Genomic DNA, 25,144 nt, shown 5'->3' on the forward strand with positions numbered 1-25,144 from the left:
TTCCGGAGCGTCGGCGGGACCGCCACGTCAACCCGCCCCGGCGACGCCGATTCGTCTGCCCAGGCCGCCGGTCGTAAGCTGAGGTCGTGAGTGTTCTGCCTGTCGTCATCGCCGTCATCCTGTTCGCGATCGCCGCGGTCTGGGTGGTGGTCGGTGCGATGGGTATCGCGGGCCGTCTGCCGCGCAACCGCTGGCTGGGTGTTCGCACCGACGAGACCATGCGATCCGACACCGCCTTCACCGTCGCGAACAGCGTCGCCGCTCCGGGGATGCTGACCGGCGCCGGGATCCTGGTGCTCGCGGGTGTCGTGTCGATCGGGGTCGGCGATTACTGGTCGATCGTGTTCGCCGTCGTCGGGCTCGTCGCGGCGTTGTTCGTGATCGGCCTGGTCAGCGCCTACGGCGTCCGTGCCGCCGCCGCCGTGCCCGCGGAGGACTCGGGCTGCGGTTGCTGCTCCGGAGAGGACACCGCGCAGGCGCCGCGAGGCTGCACCGCGGAGGAGCGCCCCTCCGTCGTGGAGGCGAAGGCCGCCGCCGACTGCGGCGTCTCCAGCTGCGGTGCCTGTTCCCTGCGCGGGGCGTGCACCAACGAATCCGCCTCTTCCTGATCCGTGTCACACCTGCTCGACGTTCTTCGGGGTGCGCTGGCGCGGGCCCGGATCGACGGGTTCATCCTCGCGATCCTCGCCGCCGTGGTCGTCGCCGCGATCCTGCCGGCCCGGGGGATCTACGCCGACATCCTCGACTGGGTGGTCGTCGCGGCCATCGCGCTGCTCTTTTTCCTGTACGGCACCCGCCTGCATCCGCGCGAAGCCCTCGACGGCCTCAAGCACTGGCGCCTGCATCTGCTGATCCTGGCGTTCACCTTCGTCGCATTCCCGATCATCGGCCTGCTCCTCAAACCGGTCGTCGAACCGATCATCGGCCACGACCTCTACCTCGGGCTGCTCTTTCTGTGCCTCGTCCCGTCGACCGTGCAGTCGTCCATCGCGTTCACGTCGATCGCCCGCGGCAACGTCCCGGGGGCCATCGTCAGCGCCTCGACATCGAACCTGCTCGGCGTGTTCATCACGCCGCTCCTGGTGGTGTTCCTGATGAGGGGCGAGTCGAGCGGTGTGCACATCGACCTGGGCTCCGTGCTGGAGATCATCGCGCAGATCCTGGTGCCGTTCCTCCTGGGACAACTGGCCCGGCCGTGGGTGGGCGGCTTCTTCGCCCGGCACGCCGCACCCACCCGGTTCGCCGACCGCGGCTCCATCGTGCTGGTCGTCTACGCGGCCTTCGGCGAGGGAGTGCGCCAGGGCGTCTGGTCGCAGGTGGACGTGTGGCAGATCGTCGCGGTGACGGTCATCTCACTGGTGCTGGTGATCGTGATGCTCGTCGTCACCCGCTGGGTGCCGCAACGGCTGCACTTCAGCCGCGCCGACGTCATCGCGGTCCAGTTCTGCGGAACCAAGAAGAGCCTGGCCACCGGCCTCCCGATGGCCACCGTGCTCTTCGCCGGGTCGTCGGCCGTCGGTCTGATCGTGTTGCCGCTCATGATCTTTCATCAGATACAGCTGATCATCTGCTCCTGGCTCGCCGCCCGCTACGCGCGGGAGCTCCCGGACGGTAGCCCTGCGAGCACCTGAGCCCGCTGCCGACACCGCGCCGCTCACCCGTTCCGGTCATGCTCACCTGATCTGGTGAGCACACGCGAAACGGGTGAGCACAAGCCGGGAACGGTGTGTCGTCAGGCCACCGGCGTCGAGATCGGCAGGTTGACGAAGCTCGGCCGATTCGGATCGAGCTGAATGTGCTCCGGCTTCAGCTGCGACTCATTCAGCAGGGGCCGCAACGGAAGTCCGCGAGGAAGATTCATCGCGAACACGTCCACCCGCAGCCGGTGACCGGGCCGGATGAGTGCGTCGGTCGGCAACAACCCGATGTCGATCGAGACCGGACGTCCCGGCCGCACCCGCTGCCGCGTGTCCAGGGTCAGCGTGTAGAATGGGTCGATGACATCACCGTTCGGGGCAAAAGACGACTGCGCCCGATCGATATGCCGCAGCGACGCCATCACCTGACCCGAGCTGATGACCTTCGACGTACCGTCCGGCGCAACATCATTCAGTGTCGCCGTCCAGTAACCGTCGGTGGCATCCATCACCGCATTGATGCGTACATTGGCGTAACCCGAGACATTTCGCGTGGTGCGCACCGGTGCACTCGTGAAGGTGAGAGCCGCACGTTCCGAGATTCGCGCGTCCTTCGCGCAGAACGGGAACAGGGCGAGGCCACCCGCCGTCTGCTGCGCGGCGTCCCGGGAGCACAGCGTCGCCAGTCCCGGGGCGATCGTCAGGCGCCCACGAGAATTCGGCTTGCCGATGGTGAGACTCCCGTCGCGAACCGCGTGCGGCGCCGTACCACTGCGCCGGTCACTCAGGTACAGGCGTTGGCGTTCCATACCCGCACGCGGGAACCGGTCCGTGGTGATCCAGCCGTCGCCCACCTGCTTCAGCGTGACCGGTCCGTAGCTGTCGATACCGTTGTCGACGCCCTTGAGCCAGCGGTCGAACCACGCGCGCTGAAGCACGTCGAGTCGCGGCGGCGTACCGTTCCGGCCGGTCTGCCCGCCACCGATGGTCAGGTGATAGCCGTCGCCCATGACGAGCTGTTTCTTGCCGGGCGGCAACGGAATCCGGTTGTACGCCCGCACCTGGGAATTGGTGAACAGGTCGAACCAGCCGCCGTAGATCATCGTCGGAACCTTGATTCGCTCACCGTGATCGAGCCACGCGGTCCGCATGGGAGACGAGGTCTTCATCATGTCGCGCAGACTCTGCGGCGCCGACCGGACATCCGGTGTCAGCAGTGCGGCGAACAACTGGGGGAAGAAGGTGAAGGGATCGGAGATGCGATCCGCCAGCCACGTCCAGTCGAAGGTGCCGTTGAGCATCGATGCCACATTCGGCAGCAGCTTCGCCGAATTCACACCTTGGAGCCACGCCGGCAGGAATCCGACACCCAGCGCGCCGCCGGGCGCGATGATGTCCCGGATCAGGTCACCGCCCGGTTCGACCGGGAAGATGGCCTTCAGCGCGGCCGGATTCCGGTTGGCGGCATAGATCTGATTGATCGCCGAGTACGACACCCCGGACATGCCGACGTTGCCGTCCGACCAGCGTTGGCGCGCAGCCCAATTGATGACCTCGACGGTGTCGTCCTGCTCACGCTTCTGGAAGACGTTCCACCTGCCCTGCGAGAATCCGGTGCCGCGGACGTCCACGACGACCTGGGTGTAACCACTGCGCACCAACGCCTCGTCCACCATGAAGGTCCGGGCACCGTTGTCGCGCAACGTCTGTGCGATATCGGTGATGCCATCGATCGGCGTACCGCTCAGGTTGATCGCCGACGCCAATCGATGGACGAACGGCGCGAGCACCGGATGCTGCAGCGCGGCCGACGAGACCGCGGTGGTCAATTTGGTGTACGGCGTCATGTTGACAACCACCGGATGCTTCGCCGCCGACGCCCGGCCTCGGCGGTCCGCGGGCCGATAAACGTTGGCGCGCAAGATGGTTCCGTCGCTCATGCGGATCGGTACATCCCAGGTGATCGCCATGCCGGCATACGGCTGGCGGCCATCGGCGTTCGCGGCCCACTGCGTAGCCTGCGCCCCGCCGGACGGTCCGTGCAGCGGCGCGGCGGTGACCACACCGCCGAGCACCACGGAAAGGACGATGGACAGCAGCCCCGATATCAGGCCAGAGGTAATTCTCACACGCATTGTGCAACCCCTCGTTGGGTAGCGACCGAGCCCCGCGCATCGGTACGCGGCAGTACCATAACAGCGGGTGAGTCAGATCACAAAGATCCGAAAGTTGTTAGCGCACCGTACGATTCGACGGCGCGAGAAGGCCCTGATCAGTTGCGGTCGATGTCGATCGGATGGGTCGCGAGCAATGGCAAAGGCCACGGTTGACGTCGTAAAACCGATGCCCACAGATCGACCGTGGGTGGAGCGAGCAGGTCACGCGGCAGCGCGGAGGCGAGCATCCAGCTGCCCTGCTGGAGTTCGCCGTCGAGCTGACCGATGCCCCAGCCCGAGTAGCCGGCGAAGATCCGGACGCCCTCCAGCACCTCGGCCAACTCCTCGGGGTCGCCGTCGAGATCGACGAGCACGACCCGGCCATCCACCGGCCGCAGCGATCGGTAGTCGCTGATGTCGGCGCCCAACTTCGCCACACCGAGGCACAGCGCCGCATCCTGCTTCACCGGACCGCCGACGAACAGTGCGCGGGGCGACGCCGCCAGATCGGTCCAGCGCGGCAGAAGATTGTGCACCGCCGTCTGGCTCATGCGGTTGATGACCACGCCGAGGGTGCCGGCCTCGTTGTGCTCCATGACGTAGATGACGGTGCGCGCGAATGTCGACTCGACCAGATCGGTGGACGCGATCAGCAGCGTGCCCGGACGAATGTGACGAAGCGAATCGATGTCGTGAGCCGCGTTCGGGCGCGCGGGAATTCCCTCACCGCCCGAGAGCCCGTCCGAATACGGATCGGAGGTCGGATCGTCTGACTCGTCGCCTCCAGCCACCCCACCATCATCGCATGCTTCACGCGGCGAGGCCGGTAGTCTTGTCCAGTGATGTCCGGGACCGCTCGACATGCACCCGACGTCCGCGGATTCCTCCGCTCGCTCGGGCACTCCCCCGGACTCGGACGCCTCCTCGCGGTGCGGCTGACCAGCCAGATCACCGACGGCATGTTCCAGGCCGCGCTCTTCACGGCGATCCTGTTCAATCCGGATCGGCACGCCGAACCGCTCGCCGTCGCGGGCGGTATGGCCGTGCTCCTGCTTCCCTACTCGGTGATCGGTCCCTTCGCGGGCGCCCTCCTCGATCACTGGGACCGGCGCAACGTCCTGATGTTCGCGAACATCGCGCGGGCACTGCTGATCGTCGCGGTCGCGGTCAGTATCGCCGTCGGTGCCTCCGAGACGGTCATCCTGATCGGCGCGCTCGCCGTGACCGGTGCGAGCCGGTTCGTCGCCTCCGGTCTGTCCGCGGGACTTCCGCATGTGGTGCATCGCGATGTGCTCGTCGGGACCAATGCGCTCTTCACCACCCTCGGCGCAGGCATGCTGGCCGTCGGCGCCGGGCTCACCGCGCTGCTGCGGCTGATCTTCGGCGACGACGACGGCGGCAGCGCGCTCACCGCGCTGGGCGGCGTCGTGATGGCGCTGATCGCCGCAGCCATCGCGCACGGTTTCGGCCGCCTCCAACTCGGACCCGACACCCCCGACGATCCGGGTCGCTCCGCACTGCATGCCGTATCCGTCGGCCTGATCCACGGGGTGCGCGCGGTGGCGGGTTCGCCACCGGTCGCCGCGGCGCTGTCGGCTATCGGCACGCACCGTCTGGTCTTCGGCATGAACACCCTCATGGTGCTGGTGCTCGGTATCCGCGCGGACACCACCATGGGCCTCGGGCTGGTCGCCCTGATCGGCGCGGCCACCGCCGTCGGTGCGTTCCTCGCCGCGGTCATCACGCCCATCTCGGTGGCACGGATCGGACGGCGCGCCACCCTGTATGCCGCCCTGCTCGTCGGTGCCCTCGCGGAACTGTCGCTGCTCAGCTTTCACCTCGTGGTGTTCTGCGTGGCCGCGGTCGTCCTCGGTCTGATCGGTCAGGCCGCGAAGCTCTGCGGCGACGTCGCCATGCAGGTCGACATCGACGATGATGTTCGCGGACAGGTCTTTTCGGTACAGGATGCCGTCTTCAACGTCGCGTACGTCGTGGCGATCACCGTGGCCGCGCTCATCGTGCCCGCCGACGGCCGGTCACTGGCGCTGCCCATCGTCGGCACCGCGCTGTATCTCATCGGCGCCGTCGTCGTGCACGTCCTGTACCGCCCGGGACCGCCGCCCCGACATGTCCGCGTCACTGAGGTGGACGACCGAACCGGGGCGAATCCGACGGATGGCTGACGTCGGCCCGGCCGTCGCCGTCGGTGTCCACGAGAACGCGGTCGAACCGGCCGTCGCCGTTCTCGTCGATGTACATCCGGCCTCGCCCCGCCCCGTCTCCCCCGTTCTCGCCCAGCGCGATGTCGGCCCGGCCGTCCCGATCCAGATCGATCCTCCCGGCCGATGCCGGCGGCGGTGCGGGGAGAGGCCGTGCGCGGGGCGGATCATGATCACGCGGTCCCGGTTCCGCGACCGGCAGTCCCCACACACCGCGACCGTCGTCCCGGAAGAAGTGATCGGGGCGTCCGTCGTCGTCGAGGTCGAGAGCCGCGACGTCGGCGGTGCCGTCGGCATCGGTATCCCACATCGCGTCGTCCCGACGCCCGTCGCCGTCGAAGTCCAGCCATACGGCGTCGTTGTGCCCGTCCTCGTCGAGATCGGCATCGGCCGGTGACTCCCACGAGGTGAGCTGACCGTCGCCGATGCCGAAGCCGTATCCGACCCCCGATTCCATACGACTTTGACGCACACCGGCCGCCGCCGGTTCCGAGTCCCGGCAGGTGCGACCCGCGACCCCGGAGGACCGTCGATCACGGTATTTTCGAGGCATGTTTGTGAGCGAACTCGGTGACCAGTGGCGGCGCGCCCGTCTTCGACCCGAGGTCGTCCACCTCGACTCGGCCGCCGCGGGCCGGTCGTCGAATGCGGTCATCGGCACCATCTCCGCCCATCTGTGGCGCGAATCCGAGCGCGGATCCTATGTCGCAGAAGCGGATCGGGCCGAGGAGATCGCCCGCGACACCCGGGATCTGGCCACGCTGATCGGCCACACTCCCGACGAACTCTCCTATCGGGAGAGCGCACGGGCCGCCCTTCGCGCACTGCTCACCTACTGGAATCTCCCCATCGCCTCGACGGTCTGGGTGGCGAAGAACGAGTACGGCCCCAACCTGATCGAATTCGAACGTCGCGGTTACGCGGTCCGGCCACTGCCCGACGCGGACAACCACGGTCACGTCGACACCGATGCGCTGGAGAACATGCTCCAGTTCGAGCAGCCCGCCTTCCTGCACATCTGCCACATCGGTTCGGCGTCGGGCGTGGTGCAGCCGGTCTCCCGGATCGTCGAGATCGCCCATGCCGCCGGGGTTCCCGTGGTGGTCGACATGGCTCAGTCGGCCGGTCACGTACCGACCGTCACCGGCGCCGACGTCGTCTACGGCACGAGCCGCAAATGGCTGACCGGACCGCGCGGCGTCGGATTCGTGGCCGTGCGCAAGGACTCCCTCCGCCCCGTGGAGATCGACAACTCGACGGCTTTCACCGCGGGCCTCCTCGGCCTCGGCATGGCCGTCTCCGAACTTCTGGCGATCGGTCAGCAGCGCGTCTTCCGCGAGCTCGCGACGATCGGCCGGGTCACGCGCGAGCGGCTGGACGGCATCGGCAGCTGGGAGGTCCTCGAACCCCTCGACGAACCGTCGGCCACCACGACCCTCGCGCCGCCGCCCGGATGGCAGCCCGCCGACGTCCACAACGCCCGCGAACGTCTGCTGAGCCTCGGGATTCTGACGACGGCCGCGGATTCCTGGCGTGCCCCGCTGGCCACCGACAGTGACCGCGCGGTGTTGCGTGTGAGCCCACATCTCGACGTCGAGCGCGAAGACCTCGACCGCCTGGCCGACGCGCTGCGCACGATGGGTTACTGAACAGATGGGTTACTGAACAGCCGCCCTGATCAGGCGCGTTCGGCCCACCACTCGCGGAGCGCGGCCTCGGCCTCCTCGCGCGACATCGGACCGCGATCGAGTCGCAACTCCTTCAGGTAGCGCCACGCCTGCCCGACCACCGGTCCGGGCGGAAGGTCCAGCAGTTCCATGATCGCGTTGCCGTCGAGGTCCGGCCGGACGCGCTGCAGGTCTTCGGCGGCGGCCAGCTCCGCGATGCGGCGCTCCAGATCGTCGTAGTTCTCCTGCAGTTTCCGGGCGCGCCGCCGATTGCGCGTCGTGCAGTCGGCGCGAACCAGCTTGTGCAGCCGGTCGAGCAGCGGCCCGGCATCGGTGACGTACCGCCGCACGGCGGAATCGGTCCACGCGCCGTCGCCGTAGCCGTGGAACCGCAGGTGCAGGAACACCAGCTGCGACACATCGTCGACGACGGCCTTCGGGTACTTCAGCGCCCGCATACGTTTACGCACCATCTTCGCGCCGACGACCTCGTGGTGGTGGAAGCTCACCCCGCCACCCGGCTCGTGACGGCGCGTCGCAGGCTTGCCGATGTCATGGAGCAGCGCTGCCCAGCGCAGCACGAGATCCGGGTCACCGTCCTCGAGATCGATCGCCTGCCGCAGCACCGTCAGGGAATGCTGGTAGACGTCCTTGTGCTGATGGTGTTCGTCGATGGTCAGCTGCATCCCGGGCACCTCGGGCAGCACGCGTTCGGCCAGTCCGGTACTCACGAGCAGGTCGATGGCATCGAGCGGGTATTGACCGAGAATCATCTTGTCGAGCTCGACGCGAACGCGTTCGGCGGTGATGCGCTCGATCTCCGCGGACATGTCCGTGATCGCCTCGGACACCCTCGGTGCCACCCGGAATCCGAGCTGCGACACGAAACGGATCGCGCGCAGCATGCGCAACGGGTCGTCGGCGAAGGATTCCTGTGGCGTCGCCGGGGTATCGATGACACCGGCGAGGGCCGCGGTCATCCCGTCGAGCGGGTCGCAGAACTCGGCGGGTCCCTCCGGACCGATCCGGACGGCCATCGCGTTGATGGTGAAGTCGCGGCGAATCAGGTCGCCCTCGAGCGAGTCGCCGAAGACCACCTCGGGATTCCGGCTGACGCGATCGTAGGAATCGGCGCGAAACGTGGTGATCTCCACAGAGTGATCGCCCTTACGCGCACTGATGGTCCCGAAGTCGATCCCGGTGTCCCATTGGGCGTCGGCCCAGCCGGTGAGCAGCTCGATGATCTTCTCGGGGCGCGCGTCGGTCGTGAAGTCGAGATCCTGGTCGTCGAGCCTGCCCAGAACCGCATCCCGCACCGAGCCGCCGACCAGGTACAACTCGTGTCCGGCCGCCGCGAATCGCTCACCGAGCGGGACCAGTATCCCGGACAGCCCTCGCAGCGTCACCGCCGCGGAGGCGAGAAGACGGGTACGGCGTTCGGGGTCGGTCACGGCATGAGAGCCTACCGTCGCCGTACATCCCCATGCGCCTGCGCGGTGCGCGGGACCCGGTTCCGGGGCCGATCACCCGGCGACACCGACGGCCACCAACGGCCCATCCAGGCAAACGGCAGGTGGCCAGCGGCTAGCATCGAGCATGTGTCCGCCAATCCGTCCACTGACCCCACAGACGTCTCCCCCGACGTCAATGCAGGTGGACGCACCCCCGCGGACCTGGCCAATTCGGCATCAGCATCTGCGGATTCGACGTCGTCGGCGACCAACGGTCATCAGGGCGCCCGGCGCCGCGTGAGTCCCGCTGATCTGGCGGCGGCCGCGCCCTCGGCCATCACCCCGGCCACCACGACTACACCGGCGCGAGCCGACGGCGACGACACGGACGCCGGCAACCGTCGTCGCGGGCGCCGGCGCCGTGGCCGTCGTCATCAGCAACCCGAGTCGTCGGTCGACAAACGTTCGCGCAAACGGATCGGGACGCTGCACAATCCGCCGCCCACGACCGTGCCCGGAGACGATCGGCCCGAAACGGACCGGCGGCCCGCACCGAAACCCGGCCCCACGCCGGGCCGCACTGTCGCGGACGCGCCCCGCGCCGATACTCCCCGGACCGATGCCCCGTCACCGTCACCCCGCACGGATCCGCCGGCCACCGAACATCCCCGTCCCTCGGATGCGGAACCGCACCGGCCCCCGCGCCCGAAGCCGGGACCGCCCAAGCCGCCCCGGCCCCACCTCGCGGGCGAACAGCCCGGCTCCGAACGCGCCGATCGTGCCGAGTCCCCGTCCTCGGATGCCCCGAATCGCGGCAAGCACGGCTCACGGAAGAAGGAGTCCCGGCCGGTGCGCGGTCCGGTCTCGGCCGCTCCGAAGCCGTCGGATCTGGTCACCGTCACCGCGAAGCTCACGAAGACCGGCCTCGCGCACGTCGCCGCCACCGATGCGCACGCGCCCACCGCCCGCGGCAAGAACCGGCGACGAAAGTCCGGTGCGCGCCCGGCCGACGGGCGAACCAATCCGGAGCGGCTGCACACCGTGCGCGAGACCTCGGCGGGCGGCCTCGTGATCTCCGACCTCGACCTGCCCGTCGACGAACTGTCGGCGGCGCTCATCGGGCGCGTGGATCGTCGCGGCCGGACGATGTGGTCACTGCCCAAGGGCCACATCGAGACCGGTGAGACCGCCGAGCAGACCGCCATCCGGGAGGTCGCCGAGGAGACCGGCATCCAGGGCACCGTCGTCGCACCGCTCGGCAAGATCGACTACTGGTTCGTCAGCGAGGGCCGCCGGATCCACAAGACCGTCCATCACTACCTGCTCCGCAGCGTCGGCGGCGAACTGTCGGACGAGGACTACGAGGTGAGCGAGGTGGCGTGGGTGCCGCTGCGCGATCTCCCGCGCAAGCTCACGTACTCTGACGAGCGGCGACTGGCCCGGATGGCCCGCGGCGTGATCGCCGATCTCGCTGCCGACCCGCACCGGTTGGCCCAGTCCGAGGCCGAGAGCATTCGCACCGAACCGAACGCCTATGAAAGAGCCGCAGCCGCACGCAATCAACGCCGTAACGAGCCACCGCCGGTGCGCTCCCGGCGGCGTCGGCGGCGCCCACGGCGTCCCGCGGCCGACGATGCCTGATCGGTCGCAGCTCCTCGTCCACTCCCGCCCCAGACGTCCCGGATCCGCACGGTTCCTGTCGGTCTGTGCGGTGCTGGCCGTCGCTCTGTTGGTGATGCTCGGAGCCGCACCCGCGGCCGTCGGAACGGGAGTGGCGTCCGCCGCACCCGGTGAGATCGAGGAATCCGATCCGGCCACACCGACCATCACCACCACACAGTTCCTGAAACTGACCGTCGACTCGGTCTCCCCCTCCCTGGTGACGGGCAGCGGCGGCTCCACCGTCACGGTCACCGGGCAGATCACGAACACCGGCGACCGCATGCTGCGCGACCTGACGGTCCGTCTCGAGCGGGGCGACCCGGTCGCGAACGCCGCGGGTCTTCGCACCGGGCTGGCTGAGACGCCCGCACCGGTCAGCGCGTTCACCCCCTTCCGCGACATCGCGTCGACGCTCGCACCGGGCGCGTCGACCGGTTTCACGGTCAGCGCGCCTCTGTCGGGACCCGAAAGCCTCGACATCCAGCGCACCGGCGTGTTTCCGCTCCAGATCAACGTCAACGGCCTGCCGGATTACGGCGACCGGGCGAAGCTCGCCGAATCCCGCACCTTGCTGCCGGTGCTGTCCCTGCCCCCCGATCGTCAGCGGGCCCGCGGCTACGCAGGAGCCGGCGACGACCCGGCGCGTGCCGGTCTCGGTCCGGACGGCTCCGTGTCGGCGGCCGCCGGCGACCCGTCGAAGCTGACCCTGCTGTGGCCGCTGGCCGCCAAGCCGCAGCTGACGCCCGGCGTGCTCGGCGGCCGGACCGAACCCGTCCGTCTCGTCGGCGACGACCTGGCGCGCTCCCTCGCCTCCGGCGGACGACTCAACAATCTGCTGGCCGCGGCGCGCGCCGTCACCGGGTTGGCACCCGCCGAGGGCGACGGTGCGAACGCGCCCGCGATCGGCTCGGCGACGAGCGGAAACGGCGCCGCCGAGAGCACGGGCGGTACCCCCGCTCCCGGTACCGGTGCGGCATCGGCCGATCCGGGCGACGAACAGGACGGGACGTCCGGGGCCGCACCGCGCGAACCGTCGAATCTCGAACGCAGCATGTGTCTCGCCGTCGATCCGGATCTCTTGGTCACGGTGCGCGCCATGTCGCTCGGCTACGAGGTGTCCCGCGATCCGATGGATCCGACGTCGCCGACGGAGCCCGGGGGCGGACAGGACGCGGCCAATGCCTGGCTCGACGACCTGCGGGAAGTCGGGGGCCGCATGTGTGTTGTCGCGCTGCCGTTCGCCCAGGCCGACCTGACATCCCTTGCGCGCATTGACAATTCCGGTCTCACCAAAGCGGCCCTGTCGAGCCCGGCGGACGTCGTGGACGCGATCCTCGGTGTCCGCAGCGTGCGTGGCCTCACCATCCCGGCGCTGGGTGCGATCGATGCGACGGGTGCACGGGCCGTCGCCGCGGCGGGCATCGACAAGGCCATCACCGGCACCGACGCCATGCGCGCGGCACGCACCTCGGCGACCGGCCGCTACCGTGTCGGCGACCTTCGGCTGCAGACGGTGGAGGCGCCGATCACGGCGGCGCTCGCGGGCATGGGCGACAACCCGTCGACGCCGCCCCTCACGCCCGACGACCAGTTCGTGACGCTCGGCGACGAGTCGGCCGGTGCGCGCAGGCAGGCCGGTCTCGCCGCGGCCGCGTATCCGTCCATCGCCGCCCCGGATCCGCGTCGGCCCGGCGACGAGGCCCCCCGCGCACCGCTGCCCGCGTCGGGACGCAGTTCCTTCCTGATGCCGCCGACATACTGGTCGGCCTCCCCCGACGATGCCAACGCTCTGCTCACGACGGCGACGGTGCTCCTCGAATCCGGGGTGGCCACCCCCGCGCCGTTGCCCGAGGTCGTCGGTGATCTCGACCGGAGCACCGACGAGGCCCGATTCGCCGAGCCACCCGGCGGCGAGCCGGCGCGGGCCGCCATGTCGGTGGATGCGGCGACCGCGGCCCGGATTCGGGACGAGGCGGAGCAGACCTTCCGGATTCAGGCGTCGCTGATGGGTGCCGTCGACGTGACCGTGAGTCCGGAGCGGTATCTCGCCCCACTGCGCGAAGACCTGCTGCGTGCCATCCGCACCCCGAATCGGGCGGGTGCGTCGGTGCGGGCACGACTCGTCACCGATCGCACCGACCGGGTGGCCGCGGTCGCGTCGACGACCGCGCGCATCCAGGACTCGGTCACCATTCTCGATCCCGGCGGCCGGTACACCCTGGCGTCCGAACGCAGTCCGCTGCTGCTGGTCGTACGCAACGATCTGGCGCTCCCGATCCGGGTCCGGATGAATGTGTCGGCACCCGAGGGTCTGGATGTCGGTGACGTCGGCGTGATCGAGATCCCGGCGAGCGGTACCCGGCAGATCCAGTTGCCGACGCGCGCAAAGAGTTCCGAGGCGGTCACCGTCACCATCTCCCTGGCGACGTCGAGCGGTGTGGCGGTGGGTTCGCCGATCACACTGTCGGTGCACGCCAATGCCTATGGCAAGGCACTCTTCTGGATCACCGTCGTGGCCGGCACCGCGCTGGTGCTGCTGACCGCTCGCCGGCTCTGGCATCGCTTCCGCGGCGAGCCGGACCCCGCGGACGAGGATCGTCCCGACCCCGATGAGCGGGATCGCCTCCTCGCTGCGAGCACGTATCAGCATCGTCGCCGTACTCTGCAAGGTGACGGTCTGCGTGCAGACGGTCAGCAGACAAGGGATCCCGATGCTGCGATCGGTATGTCGGAGGAACCGCCGGCCGGGAGCCCCGAGGGTACGGACGATCGAGACGGGATATGACCGAGCAGCCTCCACACGAGCCGCGTCGCGCAGCACCGCGCCGGATTCCCCCCGGCGAACAGCCGCGGGACCCGCGGTCCGGTGGCTCCGGCACGGGCGAACCACCACGCTCCGGTTCGCCGAATCGCACGGTCTTCGGCCCCGGTCACCGACCACCACCCCCGCAACGGCCCGGCCCGGGAACCGGCGGCCCTCGCCGTTTCGCGCCCCGGCCCGGCGATCCGCCCGTCCCCGCGCCGCACAGTCGAGCGCCCCGTCCTCCCCAAGGACAACCCGGCCGTCCCGGGTCGTCGCGGGGCCCCGACGCGGGCGGTCCCCCGGCGCGCCCCGATACCGCACCGCAGGCGGGCCCGTCGACGACGCTCGTCGACGACACCTACGGCACCGCCTCGGACGCCGACGACCTCGCCCCGAACGGGCGCCCCGAACGTGACTCCGACTCGAGCATCCTGCGCACCAGCGGATCCATCGCGCTCGCGACACTGACCAGCCGCATCACCGGGTTCGTCCGGACCGTGCTGGTGCTGGCCATGCTCGGCCCCGCCATCGCGTCGGCCTTCCAGGCCGCGTACGTGCTGCCCAACATGATCGCCGAGGTCGTCCTCGGTGCGGTGCTGACCGCGATCGTCATCCCGGTGCTGGTCCGCGCCGAGGCCGAGGATCCCGACGGTGGCCGCGGCTTCATCAACCGCATCTTCACGCTCACGGTGTCGCTCCTGGGCACCGCGACGATCATCGCGCTGATCGCCGCGCCCGTGCTCACCTATCTCAACGTCGGCGACGGCGACGTCAACCGGCCGCTCACCACGGCGCTCGCCTATCTGCTGCTGCCGGAGATCCTGTTCTACGGTCTCTCCGCCCTGTTCATCGCGATCCTGAACATGAAGGGCCTGTTCAAGCCGGGTGCCTGGGCGCCGGTGCTGAACAACATCGTGCAGATCACGACGCTCGTCCTGTACGCGCTGATGCCCGGTGAGATCACCCTCAATCCGGTCCGGATGACCGATCCGCAGCTCCTGGTGCTCGGTATCGGCACGACGCTCGGCGTGATCCTGCAGGCCGGGATCCTGCTGCCTTATCTGCGGCGTGCGGGTGTGCGGCTCCAACTGCAGTGGGGTCTGGACGCACGGCTGCGGAAGTTCGGCAACATGGCCCTGGCGATCGTCGTCTATGTGGCGATCCTGCAGGTCGGTCTCGTCATCACCTACCGGATCGCGTCACACGCGACCGCCTCCGGCATCAGCGTGTACGCCACGCACTGGCAGCTGCTGCAGCTGCCGTACGGCGTGCTGGGCGTGACGATCCTGACCGCGATCATGCCCCGCCTGTCCCGCAACGCGGCCGCCGACGACGACAAGGCGGTCGTCGACGACCTGTCCATGGCCACGCGCCTCACCACGGTGGCGCTCGTGCCGGTGGTCGCGTTCATGACGTTCTTCGGGCCGGCGGTCGGCGTCGCCGTCTTCAACTTCGGCAAGTTCGACGCCGAGGTCGCGTCGCAGCTGGGCTCCGTGCTCGCCTGGGGTGCGTTCACGCTGATCCCCTATTCGATGACGCTCGTCCAGCTCCGCGTCTTCTACGCCCGTCAGGATGCCTGGACGCCGACCGTGATGGTCCTCGGCATCACCGTCGTCAAGGTCATCTCCTCCTATCTCGGACCGGTCCTGTTCGACGATCCGGATCTGGTGATCCGCTGGCTCGCGCTGTCGAACGGGCTCGGCTATCTCGTCGGCGCGATCGTCGGCCACTACCTGCTGCGCAAACGCCTGGGCAACGCGCGGCTCACCGACGTCTCCCGCACGGTTCTGGTGACCCTCGGGATCTCGGTCGCCGTCGCCTTCGTCGTCTGGGCCGCCGCGGAAGTCTCCGGGCTGCATCGCCTGGCCACCGATCACGGCAAGATCGGCTCACTTCTCTATCTCGCGATCGTCGCCGTGGTGGTGCTCGGCGTGATCTATGCGGGACTCTCGGCCGCCAAGGTGCCCGACGTGGTCGCCATCGAAATGGCCATCCGCAGACTGCTGGGACGCTTCATCCCGGCGCTCGCACCGCCCCCGAGCGCCACCGAGGACGCGGCACCCGCACTCACTGTTCAGTTCCCGCGTACCAGTGACGACGCCCTCCCGTATTCTGGTCAGGTAGAGGTACTCCGGCGATTCGACCGGGGCACCGCGACCTGGCAGTCGTATTCGGTTCATTCAGGGGGAGCAGCCGGTACCCGTATCGGCGACGGTGCTCGGGTGACGGTGCCGAGGCAGTCGGCTCCACCCAGCACCATGCGTTACCGCAGGAGAGGAGTTCGGCGCGTGAGTGAGAACGAGATCGGTACCACGCGGGACACCGAGATCATCGGTAGCGACGAGTACACCGAGAACGACGTCCTCACCGACCGGAATCGTCCGGGCGGTCCGGGAGATCAGCCGACGATCGACACCACCGCCCCGAATCCGGGCGCGGGCAGCGACACCGGATCGTCGCCGAAGACCGACGCCGGACGCACCGAGGCGTCGTCCGAGGGCGAGACTCCGGCCACGCCCGACCGCGAACCAACCGGTGACGAAGCTAATCCGGACACACCGGAAACCGCTGCGCCCGAGGACACTTCGGCGTCGGCGGCACCGGCTCCGCACCCGCGCGGTCCGCGACTCGTGCCCGGCGCCGCCGTCGCCGGTGGGCGCTACCGGCTGCTCGACCATCACGGTGGCACCCGCGGCCTGCAGTTCTGGCGCGCACAGGACATCAATCTCGACCGCGAGGTCGGCCTGACCTTCGTCGACGCCCAGCAGCTCGCGCCGCCACCGCAGCGCGGAGACGCGGCGAAGTCCACCGACGCCGGACCGCAGGCCGTGCTGTCCCGCACGCTGCGGCTCGGACAGGTCAATTCCTCGGGCATCGCCCGTGTTCTCGACGTCGTGCGCGGTTCGTCGGGCGGCATCGTGGTCAGCGAATGGGTCCCCGGATCGTCGCTGACCGAGGTGGCGCGCAGTGGGCCGTCCCCGATCGGCGCCGCCCGCGCGGTCCGTGCGCTCGCGGCGGCCGCCGAGGTGGCCCATCGCTCCGGCGGCGCCCTGTCCATCGATCACCCCGACCGGATCCGCATCAGCACCGACGGCAACGCGGTACTCGCCTTCCCGGGCACCCTGGCCGGCGACGACAAGTCCTCCGATGTCCGTGGCCTCGGCGCCGTGCTCTACGCCCTGCTACTGGCCCGCTGGCCCCTCGACGGTGAGACCGGCACCGAACTGGTGACGACGGCCGACACCACCGAGCCCGTCGGCGGACTGCCGATCGCCGAGCCGGGACGTGACGGCGCACCCGTCGAACCCCGTGAGGCACGGCCGGATACGCCGTTCGAGATCTCCGCGGTCGCCGCCCGTGCACTCGACGGCAGTCGCGGCATCCGCACGGCAGGCACCGTCCAGCATGTACTGGACCAGGCGACCGTCATCGATCTGCCGACCGACATGCTGCCCGCCATCGACGGCGACGTGTCCCCGGTGAGCGGGACCCGCTCCGGTTCCGGATCGTCGTCGGGACGATCGCAGGGCGAACGCTCCTCCGACGACGAGACGCCGCGCCGTCGCAACATGGCGCTGATCGTCGGTGCGGGTCTGCTCGCGCTGTTCCTGGTGGTGGCCATCATCGTGTGGGCGACCAATGCCTTCGGGTCCGACGACGGGTCGTCGGATATCGATTCGATCCTGCCGAGTACGCCGACCGCGACGAATCCGGCGACACCTCCCCCGACAGCCGCTCCGCCGGCTGCGGGCCCGATCGTCCCGCGAGGTGTCACGCTGGTCGATTTCTCACGGCAGGCACCGGAGAGCTCGCCGAACCTGCCCAATGTGCTGAGCGGCACACCTCCCCCCTGGCAGACCGACAACTACCGTGGCTCACCACAATTCGGCGGTCTCAAGCAGGGACTCGGCCTGATGCTGGATCTGGGTCAGGAGGCCGCCGTCAAGACCGTGACGATCAGGACCCCGACACCGGGCATCGGTGTCTCGGTGCGGACCGCACCGCAGCCGCAGGCCCCGCTGGATCAGACGGCGGAGGTCGTCGCGGGCACGGTGTCGCAGCCGTCCACGACGATGACCGTGGCGGCACCCCGTCCCACCCGATTCCTGCTCGTGTGGCTGAACAGTCTGCCGCGGGCGGCCAACGGCGGCTATCAGGCGAAGATCGACCAGATCACGCTGTCGAGCTGACCTCGGTGGCCGGCGCGGATGCGTCGGCGGACACGGGAATCTCCGAGCCTGCGGGCTGCCATCCCGGAGGGCCGAAGACGTAACCCAGTCGGGCGCGAATCCCCTTGGCCTGTCGCACATCTCGCGCAATGGCAACATATTCGTGGGTTTGCAGTGTCCAGATGTTGTAACTGTCGATCGGTTTCGTGAGCCCGTATGTCGGGCGGTGGGTCTCCGGCGCGAAGCTGCCGAACAGTCGATCCCAGATGATGAGGATGCCGCCGTAATTCCGGTCCAGGTACTCCGTGTCACTGCCGTGGTGCACGCGATGGTGTGACGGTGTGTTGAACACGAATTCGATTGGCACCCAGAGTTTGTCGACATGCTCGGTGTGAACCCAGAACTGGTACACCAGATTCAGGGAGTAGGCGGCGAAGACCGCGGCCGGCGGCACGCCGAGCAGGGGGAGAGGCAGCCACATCACCAGGCCGGCACTGTTGTTCCACTTCTGGCGGAGCGCGGTGGTGAAGTTGAAGTATTCACTGGAGTGATGCGCCTGATGCGTCGCCCAGATCAGGCGGACCCGATGGGCGATGCGATGTTCCCAATAGAAGAGGAAGTCGATGCCGATGATCGCGATGAGCCACGTGTACCAGGCACCGACTGGAAGCTGCCAGGGCGCAACGTAGGCAAAGACGGCGCCGTACACCAAGAGCCCCAACAGTTTCCACACCGCGCTCGTGGCAATCGACACCAGGCCCATCGACAGACTGGTCCGCGAGTCCCTGCTGTTATAGGAACCGAGGGGGGACTGGGGCCGGTCGTCCGCGCGCTGCGACGGACGCTGACCTTCGGTGCGCTCGAGCTTCCAGGCGGCGACCCATTCGAGCACGACCATGGTCACGAAGAACGGGATGGCGAGCACCGTCGGTCCACGCATCGCCTCAGGGAGGAAATCGAGCATCTCCGGCCTCCGGTTTCCTGATCTGACTCTCCGTCGTGTCAGATACTTTGTGACACGATAGCGTGTCAGATGAACCGACGTCCAGATACCGGCAGCGGAGGGGAAGGATTCGGATGACGGCAGGCGGACGCCGCTACGGCGGCGCCGATCCGGAGGAACGCAGGCGCAGGCGACGGGACGAACTCATCGACGCGGGCCTGGACCTGTGGGGGAGTGAAGGTTTCGCCGCCGCGTCGATCAAACGGATCTGTGACCACGCCGGACTGACGCAGCGATACTTCTACGAATCCTTCACCGACCGGACCGCGCTGCTCATCGCGGTGTACGAGGATTGCGTGCGGGTGGCGCGGGCCGCGACCGTGGACGCGGTCGCCGCATACCTGCCCGCATCGGCCGACGATGGGGAACCCGGGATCGGCGCCGACGACATCCCCGCCGCGACCCGAGCAGCGCTCGGTGCATTTCTGCAGGTCCTGACCACGGACGCCCGGCGGGCGCGCATCATCCTGGTCGAGGTCGTCGGCATCCACCCCGATCTCGAACGCACTCGCATGGCCGCGATCCACGACTGGGCCGACCTCATCCTGACCCTGACGCTCGGACAGCAGGTCCCGGATCGTCCACGACGACTCGCCGCCATCGGGCTCGTCGGTGCCGTGACACAGCTCCTCGTCGACTGGTACACCAGCACCGCGACCGGGGTCTTCGCCTCCGACGACGCGGCGCCCGGTCCGGATCTGTTCGAACTCGACGCCATCCTGGACGTCTGCGTCGAGATGTTCACCGCCACCCACCAGCGGCTCCTCCGCTGATCACCGTGGCAATGCCGAGACACCATGCGGGCGCCGGTGCGCGTTTGTCCACAGTCCCGTTCCGATTAGTCCTTTTGTGGACAACGCCCAGGTCGTTCCGGCACCGTCCCACCTGGTCCGTTAGCCTCATCGCATGCGCAGGGGGACGGCCGCGGTCGGCGGGGGAACAGCACGGTGAATCCCGATTTATCCGGTTCGTCGCCGGTCGATCCCCGCTCGGACTCGGCGCTGCTGACGGCTCACGTCGCCGGCGACCCCGGCGCGTTCTCCGCACTCATCCGCCGACACGAGGCGTATCTGTGGGCGGTGGCGTTACGCACCACCCGCGACCCCGACGACGCGGCCGATGCCCTGCAGGATGCGCTGCTCAACGCGCACCGGAAGGCGGGCGATTTCCGTGGCGACGCCCAGGTCCGCTCCTGGCTGCACCGCATCCTGGTGAACGCATGCCTCGACCGCATCCGGCGCATCAAACTCCGGCAGACGCTGCCACTGCCGGAACAGGACACACTGAATCTGTGGGACGGTGTCGATCAGGCCGGTCACCTGGACCTGCGGCTCGACATCGGCCGGGCGATCGCCGCCCTGCCCGACGACCAGCGCGCGGCGGTGGTGGCGGTGGACATCGAAGGACTGTCGGTCGCGGAGGCCGCCGAACGCCTCGGGGTGGCCGTCGGCACCATCAAGAGCCGCTGTGCGCGGGGGCGCGCCAAACTCGCGGTCCTGCTCGGACATCTGAAGGCTTCATCCGAATGACATATGAAACCCGATGGAACCGCACCGCTCATCGCTGCGTCCTAGGCATATCGACAGGGATCTCCGTTGTCGGCCAGAGAACTTCGGGCCGCCCGGGGCAGTCCCCGTCGACCAGCATCAAGGCGGCCGCGTCCCAGTCGAGCGGAGTGGCCGTCCAGGGGGTGGCCCCGCTCGACAGAGAGCACGCAGGGATGAAGTGGGAGAGAGTAAAGCGATGACCCCGCCGCGCATCGGAGGCGACGACGCCACCGGGCGATACCCGCAGCCGCCGTTCCCGGTCGATCTGCTCGCCGATCTGCACGCGGGTGTCCTTGATGCCGATGTCGCCGACCACGTGTGGGCCCACATCGACGAGGATCCGTCGGCACGAGCGGTCCTCGCCGCCCTCGACCGCACGCTCGACGATCTCCACACCGCCCCACTCGAGGCGCACCCGGTGCCCGACCCCGTCCATGCGCGCACCGAGGACACGCTGGCCCGGATTCGTGCCGAGGTGTCGGAGGCCAACGGCGGCTCCGTCGTCGGACTCGCCGGTGCGGGACGCGGAACGCCCGATGCGCGGCGGCACTCCAGGGCGCGACGCTGGTCGGCGATCGGACTCGCCGGTGCGGCGTCGGTGGCCGCCATCGTCGGGATCACCGTCGGCGTCACCCGCGACCGACCCGTGCAGGACGTCCAGGCCGAACGTCCCACCACCACGCTCGACGGCTCGAACCGCGCAACGGCGCTGTCCTACCTGGGCAAAGGCGGTCATGCGCCCTTCGGTTCCGACGCGGCTCTGCGTGCCTGCACCGCGGCGAACGGCGTCGATGCGACGACGCCGGTCCTCGGATCCGGCCCGGTCACGATCGACGGCCGCAACGGCATCGTCATTCTCCTGGGCACCGGTGTCGCCGGCCGATTCGAGGCACTCGTCGTCGGCACCGACTGTGCCGCGGGCCGCCCGTCGACCATCAGCCGCTCCACGATCGGCGGCTGACTTCTCCACGCCTCCTTCTCCGCGCGCCGAGATCTTCCTCTCGATCACGCCCGGCGGCCGCACCAGGGAACATCTGCCCCTACCCTGATGTTGAGAGAGCCGAGACAACCGGCCGGGGCCTGACCGCATCGCCCCGCGCCGTCGAGCACGGAGGACGGATGACCCAGGACGACAGCCAGCAGATCCACGATCTGATCATCATCGGATCCGGTCCGGCCGGCTACACCGCCGCCATTTACGCCGCGCGTGCGGAGCTCGCGCCGATCGTATTCGAGGGCACCCAATTCGGCGGCGCCCTGATGACCACGACCGAGGTCGAGAACTTCCCCGGATTCCAGAACGGCATCCAGGGCCCGGCCCTGATGGATGAGATGCGCGAGCAGGCTCTGCGCTTCGGCGCCGACCTTCGCATGGAGGACGTCGACGCCGTCCGCCTCGAGGGCGAGGTCAAGGAGGTCGAGGTCGGCGGTGAGGTGTACCGGGCCCGGGCGGTAATCCTGGCGATGGGTGCCGCGGCCCGCTATCTGGGCATCGAGGGCGAGCAGACGCTGCTCGGGCGCGGCGTCTCCGCCTGCGCGACCTGCGACGGCTTCTTCTTCAAGGATCAGGACATCGCCGTCATCGGCGGCGGCGACTCCGCGATGGAGGAGGCCACCTTCCTCACCAAGTTCGCCCGCAGTGTCACCCTGATCCACCGTCGCGCCGAGTTCCGCGCCTCGAAGATCATGCTGGAGCGCGCCCGGAACAACGACAAGATCCGTTTCCTCACCGACGCCGCCGTCACGGGAGTCCTGGGCGACAACTCGGTCACCGGCCTGCAGATCACCAACACGAAGACCGGCGAGGTCAGCACCCTCGAGGCAACCGGCATGTTCGTCGCGATCGGTCACGATCCGCGCAGCGCACTCGTCCGCGGTCAGGTCGACCTCGACGACGAGGGATACGTGCAGGTCAAGGGTCGGACCACCTACACATCGGTACCGGGCGTGTTCGCGGCGGGCGACCTCGTCGACCACACCTACCGGCAGGCCGTCACCGCGGCGGGCAGTGGCTGCTCCGCGGCGATCGATGCCGAGCGCTGGCTCGCCGAGCACGCCGATGTGGCCATCCCGGCCCTCGAGGGCGACCTGGTCGTCATCGGCGAACAGCCGACCGCCTGACAATCGTTCGTCATCACCGTTCACGAGGAGGAATCATGGGTGCCAACACTGTCGCCGTCACCGACGCGACCTTCGCCGACGAAGTACTGGGTTCTCAGAAGCCCGTGCTGGTCGACTTCTGGGCCACCTGGTGTGGACCCTGCAAGATGGTCGCGCCCGTACTCGAGGAGATCGCTCGCGATCACGGCGACAAGCTGACCATCGCGAAGGTCGACGTCGACCAGAATCCGACGGTCGCCCGCGACTTCAAGATCATGTCCATCCCGACAATGATCCTGTTCGAGAACGGCAAGCCCAGCAAGACGATTGTCGGCGCAAAGGGTAAGGCCGCTCTGCTCCGCGAACTCGACGGCATCGTCGGATCCCCCGCCTGACCTGCAGCGGTCGTGGGCTCGCCGGTCGAGCCCACGACCGGGCACCCGGTTCGCGCCACAACGTCATTACCTCCATTTGGTTGTCCCGGGCCCGACCTGAGAGAATGCTCGATGGACTGCGCCGGGTCGCGGGGTCGGTATCGTCCGAGGGGAATCCGAATCGAATGACCAGTGTCGGATGATCAGTCCGAACGCAGCAGGTCATTCCACCGCCGGCACGAGGAGTTAGTAGATGCCATTGTTCCGATTGGGGGATCGTGGCTCGGCTGTCGCCGAGATCCGGAACATCCTCATCGGGCGCGGACTGCTGACGGGCACCCCCATCGAGGGAGGCGGAGGCCGTCACGGCTGGACCCCACCCGAAGCAGTCTTCGACCAGGCATGTGATCGCGCGGTCCGCGCGTTCCAGCAGGAGCGCGGACTGATCGTCGACGGCATCGTCGGCTCGGCCACCTATCGCGCCCTCCGTGAGGCGTCCTACCAACTCGGCGCTCGCGTCCTGCTGTACCGGTTGTCCGCTCCGATGGTGGGCGACGACGTCGCCACACTGCAGAGTCGGCTCCAGAATCTCGGCTACTACACCGGACTGGTCGACGGCACCTTCTCGGAGACCACACACAACGCGGTGTGCCTCTATCAGAGCGAGTACGGATTGTCGGCGGACGGCATCTGCGGCCCGGCCACGCTGCGATCCCTCGAACGACTCGGTACCCGCGTCACGGGCGGCTCGCCACACGCCATCCGCGAAGAAGAGCACGTCCGCCAGTCCGGACCCCGCCTGGCGGGAAAGCGCATCCTCATCGACCCGGGATCCGGTGGGATGCACGAACTTTCGTTCGGGCCTCGCGCCGACATCGAATCCGCCGCACTGTGGGATCTGGGATCGCGTCTCGAGGGCCGGATGGCCGCCGCGGGTATGGAGACCTTTCTGTCACATGACGGTCACGGACGTCCCTCCGACGAAGACCGTGCACGCGTCGCGAATGTCGCCGGCGTCGATCTGATGATCGCGCTGCGCTGCGGTCACTATCCGAACGAGCGTGCCCATGGCGTCGCGACGTTCTACTTCGGCAACTCGCACGGCTCGTTCTCCACGATCGGCCGGAACCTGGCCGGTTTCATCCAGCGCGAGATCGTCGCGCGCACTCCCCTCGACGATTGCCGCACCCATGAGCGGACCTGGGATGTCTTGCGGCTCACCAGGATGCCCGTGGCGCTCATCGATGTCGGCTATGTGACGAACCCCGGTGACCTGCATGTCCTGAACGACCCGGGTATGCGTGACGTCATTGCCGAGGCCATCCTGGTCGCGGTCAAGCGCCTATATCTGCTGGGGGAGAACGATCGCCCGACCGGCACCTATACGTTCGCGGATCTTCTTGCCGCGGAACGTCTTTCCAGCTGACGGAGCTGAATTCGTAACGGGCACATCGTCATCCGTACGGCGCCGCCCGACCTCTCAGTACTCCTGTCGCGCACGCCCCATCGGCAGTCCGACCGGCTGCTCACGCGCGGCGAGTTCCATCGCCGCCATCACGACCAGTTGATCGAGAGCGTGTTCCACCTCGTGCTTCCACCCGAGTCCCTCGTCGAGTTCCAGCCTGAAGCGGGGGAAGCGGGGATGTGAGGCGATCACGTCGAATCCCGAATTCTTGAGAAACGATGCATCCATCATGCAGGTCGGACACAGACCGCCCTGCGGGCCATTCCGCGTGACGCGGGTGATCTCGATGATCGCCTCGTCCGACCAGAACCCGATCTCCGTCGACATCGATTCCAGCGCACCGAGTTCCGCGGGTGCCTCGGGACGTGCCGCCGGCGCGGCATCACCGGCCGACGAATCCGCCGATCGAACGATGCCGAAGGCCTCCACCGCACGAACACCGCGACGCACGAGATCCGTGATGACACTGTCGAGCAAGATCGGTGCGGCCTCTTCGAATCCCGGACGCGTGCTGATGGTGCTGAGCAGGACGGCGTCGGCACTCACCGGCGAGGTGGGGAACAGCTGCGAGCGGGGGACCCGTCCGGGCGGCGCGTAAAAGGCCGTCCCGACGAACGTTCCGGTGTTTCCGTTGACCGCGACCTGGCCGCAGGTGCCCCATTCGAGAAGCACGCCGGAAACCCAGGCTTCTTTGTCGAACTCGCTCTCGAACAGATCGCGATCCTCGTAGACATCCCGCGCCGACCCGGCACCGACCATGCCGGGATCGACCTCCCAGAAGACACATCGTCGACTGTGGAGGGGTAGTGCGTCGAACGAGTCCAGTTCCAACCGGGTCACCGCGAGATTCATCGGCGCGACCCTCGTCCTGGTTCCGCGATAAGGCGAAAG

Annotated in this window: 19 protein-coding genes; 13 read left to right on the forward strand and 6 right to left on the reverse strand. The window is 68.5% G+C overall.

Going from position 1 to position 25,144, the window contains the following annotated elements; genetic code table 11:
- The first annotated feature begins 86 nt into the window (after positions 1-86).
- Positions 87-608, forward strand: coding sequence for an SdpI family protein (locus AC4JJG_RS13850; RefSeq protein WP_495398312.1), 522 nt, complete (start codon positions 87-89; stop codon positions 606-608).
- Between the two features lie 3 nt (positions 609-611).
- Positions 612-1,631: a bile acid:sodium symporter family protein gene (locus tag AC4JJG_RS13855; RefSeq protein WP_495398311.1), complete on the forward strand. Its 1,020-nt coding sequence runs from the start codon at positions 612-614 to the stop codon at positions 1,629-1,631.
- A gap of 101 nt (positions 1,632-1,732) precedes the next feature.
- On the opposite strand, the gene AC4JJG_RS13860 is transcribed toward AC4JJG_RS13855, so the two are convergent.
- The gene (locus tag AC4JJG_RS13860; RefSeq protein WP_495398310.1) at positions 1,733-3,772 is read right to left on the reverse strand and encodes a CocE/NonD family hydrolase; all 2,040 of its coding nucleotides are present in this window, start codon (positions 3,770-3,772) and stop codon (positions 1,733-1,735) included.
- A gap of 137 nt (positions 3,773-3,909) precedes the next feature.
- Positions 3,910-4,584 (reverse strand): YqgE/AlgH family protein, encoded by a 675-nt coding sequence (locus AC4JJG_RS13865; RefSeq protein ID WP_495398309.1) that lies wholly within the window; start codon positions 4,582-4,584, stop codon positions 3,910-3,912.
- 51 nt (positions 4,585-4,635) lie between these two features.
- Between AC4JJG_RS13865 and AC4JJG_RS13870 the strand changes: the two genes are divergently transcribed.
- Positions 4,636-5,976: an MFS transporter gene (locus AC4JJG_RS13870; RefSeq protein ID WP_495398308.1), complete on the forward strand. Its 1,341-nt coding sequence runs from the start codon at positions 4,636-4,638 to the stop codon at positions 5,974-5,976.
- Here the strand turns inward: AC4JJG_RS13870 and AC4JJG_RS13875 are convergent.
- Positions 5,930-6,469: a hypothetical protein gene (locus AC4JJG_RS13875; protein ID WP_495398307.1), complete on the reverse strand. Its 540-nt coding sequence runs from the start codon at positions 6,467-6,469 to the stop codon at positions 5,930-5,932. The genes AC4JJG_RS13870 and AC4JJG_RS13875 overlap by 47 nt on opposite strands.
- A gap of 94 nt (positions 6,470-6,563) precedes the next feature.
- Here AC4JJG_RS13875 and AC4JJG_RS13880 point away from each other — a divergent pair, with 94 nt between their 5' ends.
- Positions 6,564-7,661: an aminotransferase class V-fold PLP-dependent enzyme gene (locus AC4JJG_RS13880; RefSeq protein ID WP_495398306.1), complete on the forward strand. Its 1,098-nt coding sequence runs from the start codon at positions 6,564-6,566 to the stop codon at positions 7,659-7,661.
- 29 nt (positions 7,662-7,690) lie between these two features.
- On the opposite strand, the gene AC4JJG_RS13885 is transcribed toward AC4JJG_RS13880, so the two are convergent.
- Entirely contained in the window at positions 7,691-9,130 is a 1,440-nt protein-coding gene (locus AC4JJG_RS13885; RefSeq protein ID WP_495398305.1) for a CCA tRNA nucleotidyltransferase, read from the reverse strand.
- Positions 9,131-9,640: 510 nt separating this feature from the next.
- On the opposite strand from AC4JJG_RS13885, the gene AC4JJG_RS13890 reads away from it, so the two are divergent.
- The 3 genes from AC4JJG_RS13890 to murJ are packed head-to-tail and all read left to right on the forward strand — an operon-like array spanning position 9,641 to position 17,785.
- Positions 9,641-10,771: an NUDIX hydrolase gene (locus tag AC4JJG_RS13890; RefSeq protein ID WP_495399571.1), complete on the forward strand. Its 1,131-nt coding sequence runs from the start codon at positions 9,641-9,643 to the stop codon at positions 10,769-10,771.
- Entirely contained in the window at positions 10,764-13,577 is a 2,814-nt protein-coding gene (locus AC4JJG_RS13895; protein ID WP_495398304.1) for a DUF6049 family protein, read from the forward strand. Before AC4JJG_RS13890 ends, AC4JJG_RS13895 begins: the two co-directional genes overlap by 8 nt.
- Entirely contained in the window at positions 13,574-17,785 is a 4,212-nt protein-coding gene (gene murJ / locus AC4JJG_RS13900) for a murein biosynthesis integral membrane protein MurJ (RefSeq protein ID WP_495398303.1), read from the forward strand. The genes AC4JJG_RS13895 and murJ overlap by 4 nt, the downstream gene beginning before the upstream one ends.
- On the opposite strand, the gene AC4JJG_RS13905 is transcribed toward murJ, so the two are convergent.
- Positions 17,769-18,728: a sterol desaturase family protein gene (locus AC4JJG_RS13905; protein WP_495398302.1), complete on the reverse strand. Its 960-nt coding sequence runs from the start codon at positions 18,726-18,728 to the stop codon at positions 17,769-17,771. The genes murJ and AC4JJG_RS13905 overlap by 17 nt on opposite strands.
- A gap of 113 nt (positions 18,729-18,841) precedes the next feature.
- Here AC4JJG_RS13905 and AC4JJG_RS13910 point away from each other — a divergent pair, with 113 nt between their 5' ends.
- From AC4JJG_RS13910 to AC4JJG_RS13935, 6 genes are all read left to right on the forward strand, one after another.
- Positions 18,842-19,540 carry a TetR/AcrR family transcriptional regulator gene (locus AC4JJG_RS13910; RefSeq protein ID WP_495398301.1) on the forward strand — a complete coding sequence of 233 codons (699 nt, stop codon included), beginning with the start codon at positions 18,842-18,844 and terminating at the stop codon, positions 19,538-19,540.
- A gap of 174 nt (positions 19,541-19,714) precedes the next feature.
- Positions 19,715-20,296, forward strand: a complete 582-nt coding sequence (gene sigM / locus AC4JJG_RS13915) for an RNA polymerase sigma factor SigM (protein WP_495398300.1) — start codon at positions 19,715-19,717, stop codon at positions 20,294-20,296.
- A 214-nt stretch (positions 20,297-20,510) separates the two neighbouring features.
- Positions 20,511-21,275 (forward strand): RsmA family anti-sigma factor, encoded by a 765-nt coding sequence (locus AC4JJG_RS13920; protein ID WP_495398299.1) that lies wholly within the window; start codon positions 20,511-20,513, stop codon positions 21,273-21,275.
- A 158-nt stretch (positions 21,276-21,433) separates the two neighbouring features.
- On the forward strand, positions 21,434-22,435 hold the full coding sequence (trxB, locus tag AC4JJG_RS13925; RefSeq protein ID WP_495398298.1) for a thioredoxin-disulfide reductase: 1,002 nt from the start codon (positions 21,434-21,436) through the stop codon (positions 22,433-22,435).
- Positions 22,436-22,470: 35 nt separating this feature from the next.
- The gene (trxA, locus tag AC4JJG_RS13930; RefSeq protein ID WP_495398297.1) at positions 22,471-22,809 is read left to right on the forward strand and encodes a thioredoxin; all 339 of its coding nucleotides are present in this window, start codon (positions 22,471-22,473) and stop codon (positions 22,807-22,809) included.
- 232 nt (positions 22,810-23,041) lie between these two features.
- Positions 23,042-24,214 carry an N-acetylmuramoyl-L-alanine amidase gene (locus AC4JJG_RS13935; RefSeq protein ID WP_495398296.1) on the forward strand — a complete coding sequence of 391 codons (1,173 nt, stop codon included), beginning with the start codon at positions 23,042-23,044 and terminating at the stop codon, positions 24,212-24,214.
- 54 nt (positions 24,215-24,268) lie between these two features.
- On the opposite strand, the gene AC4JJG_RS13940 is transcribed toward AC4JJG_RS13935, so the two are convergent.
- Complete coding sequence (locus AC4JJG_RS13940) at positions 24,269-25,105, reverse strand: hypothetical protein (protein ID WP_495398295.1); 837 nt, start codon at positions 25,103-25,105, stop codon at positions 24,269-24,271.
- Between the last annotated feature and the right edge of the window lie 39 nt (positions 25,106-25,144).

The sequence above is a fragment of the Gordonia sp. B8661-1 genome (assembly GCF_059427765.1).

Coding starts and splice junctions, on each gene's coding strand:
- AC4JJG_RS13860 (WP_495398310.1), bottom strand. CDS start 3,772: ATGCGTGTGAGAATTACCTCTGGCCTGATATCGGGGCTGCTGTCCATC.
- AC4JJG_RS13870 (WP_495398308.1), top strand. CDS start 4,636: ATGTCCGGGACCGCTCGACATGCACCCGACGTCCGCGGATTCCTCCGC.
- AC4JJG_RS13875 (WP_495398307.1), bottom strand. CDS start 6,469: ATGGAATCGGGGGTCGGATACGGCTTCGGCATCGGCGACGGTCAGCTC.
- AC4JJG_RS13880 (WP_495398306.1), top strand. CDS start 6,564: ATGTTTGTGAGCGAACTCGGTGACCAGTGGCGGCGCGCCCGTCTTCGA.
- AC4JJG_RS13895 (WP_495398304.1), top strand. CDS start 10,764: ATGCCTGATCGGTCGCAGCTCCTCGTCCACTCCCGCCCCAGACGTCCC.
- murJ (WP_495398303.1), top strand. CDS start 13,574: ATGACCGAGCAGCCTCCACACGAGCCGCGTCGCGCAGCACCGCGCCGG.
- AC4JJG_RS13905 (WP_495398302.1), bottom strand. CDS start 18,728: ATGCTCGATTTCCTCCCTGAGGCGATGCGTGGACCGACGGTGCTCGCC.
- AC4JJG_RS13910 (WP_495398301.1), top strand. CDS start 18,842: ATGACGGCAGGCGGACGCCGCTACGGCGGCGCCGATCCGGAGGAACGC.
- AC4JJG_RS13920 (WP_495398299.1), top strand. CDS start 20,511: ATGACCCCGCCGCGCATCGGAGGCGACGACGCCACCGGGCGATACCCG.
- trxB (WP_495398298.1), top strand. CDS start 21,434: ATGACCCAGGACGACAGCCAGCAGATCCACGATCTGATCATCATCGGA.
- trxA (WP_495398297.1), top strand. CDS start 22,471: ATGGGTGCCAACACTGTCGCCGTCACCGACGCGACCTTCGCCGACGAA.
- AC4JJG_RS13935 (WP_495398296.1), top strand. CDS start 23,042: ATGCCATTGTTCCGATTGGGGGATCGTGGCTCGGCTGTCGCCGAGATC.
- AC4JJG_RS13940 (WP_495398295.1), bottom strand. CDS start 25,105: ATGAATCTCGCGGTGACCCGGTTGGAACTGGACTCGTTCGACGCACTA.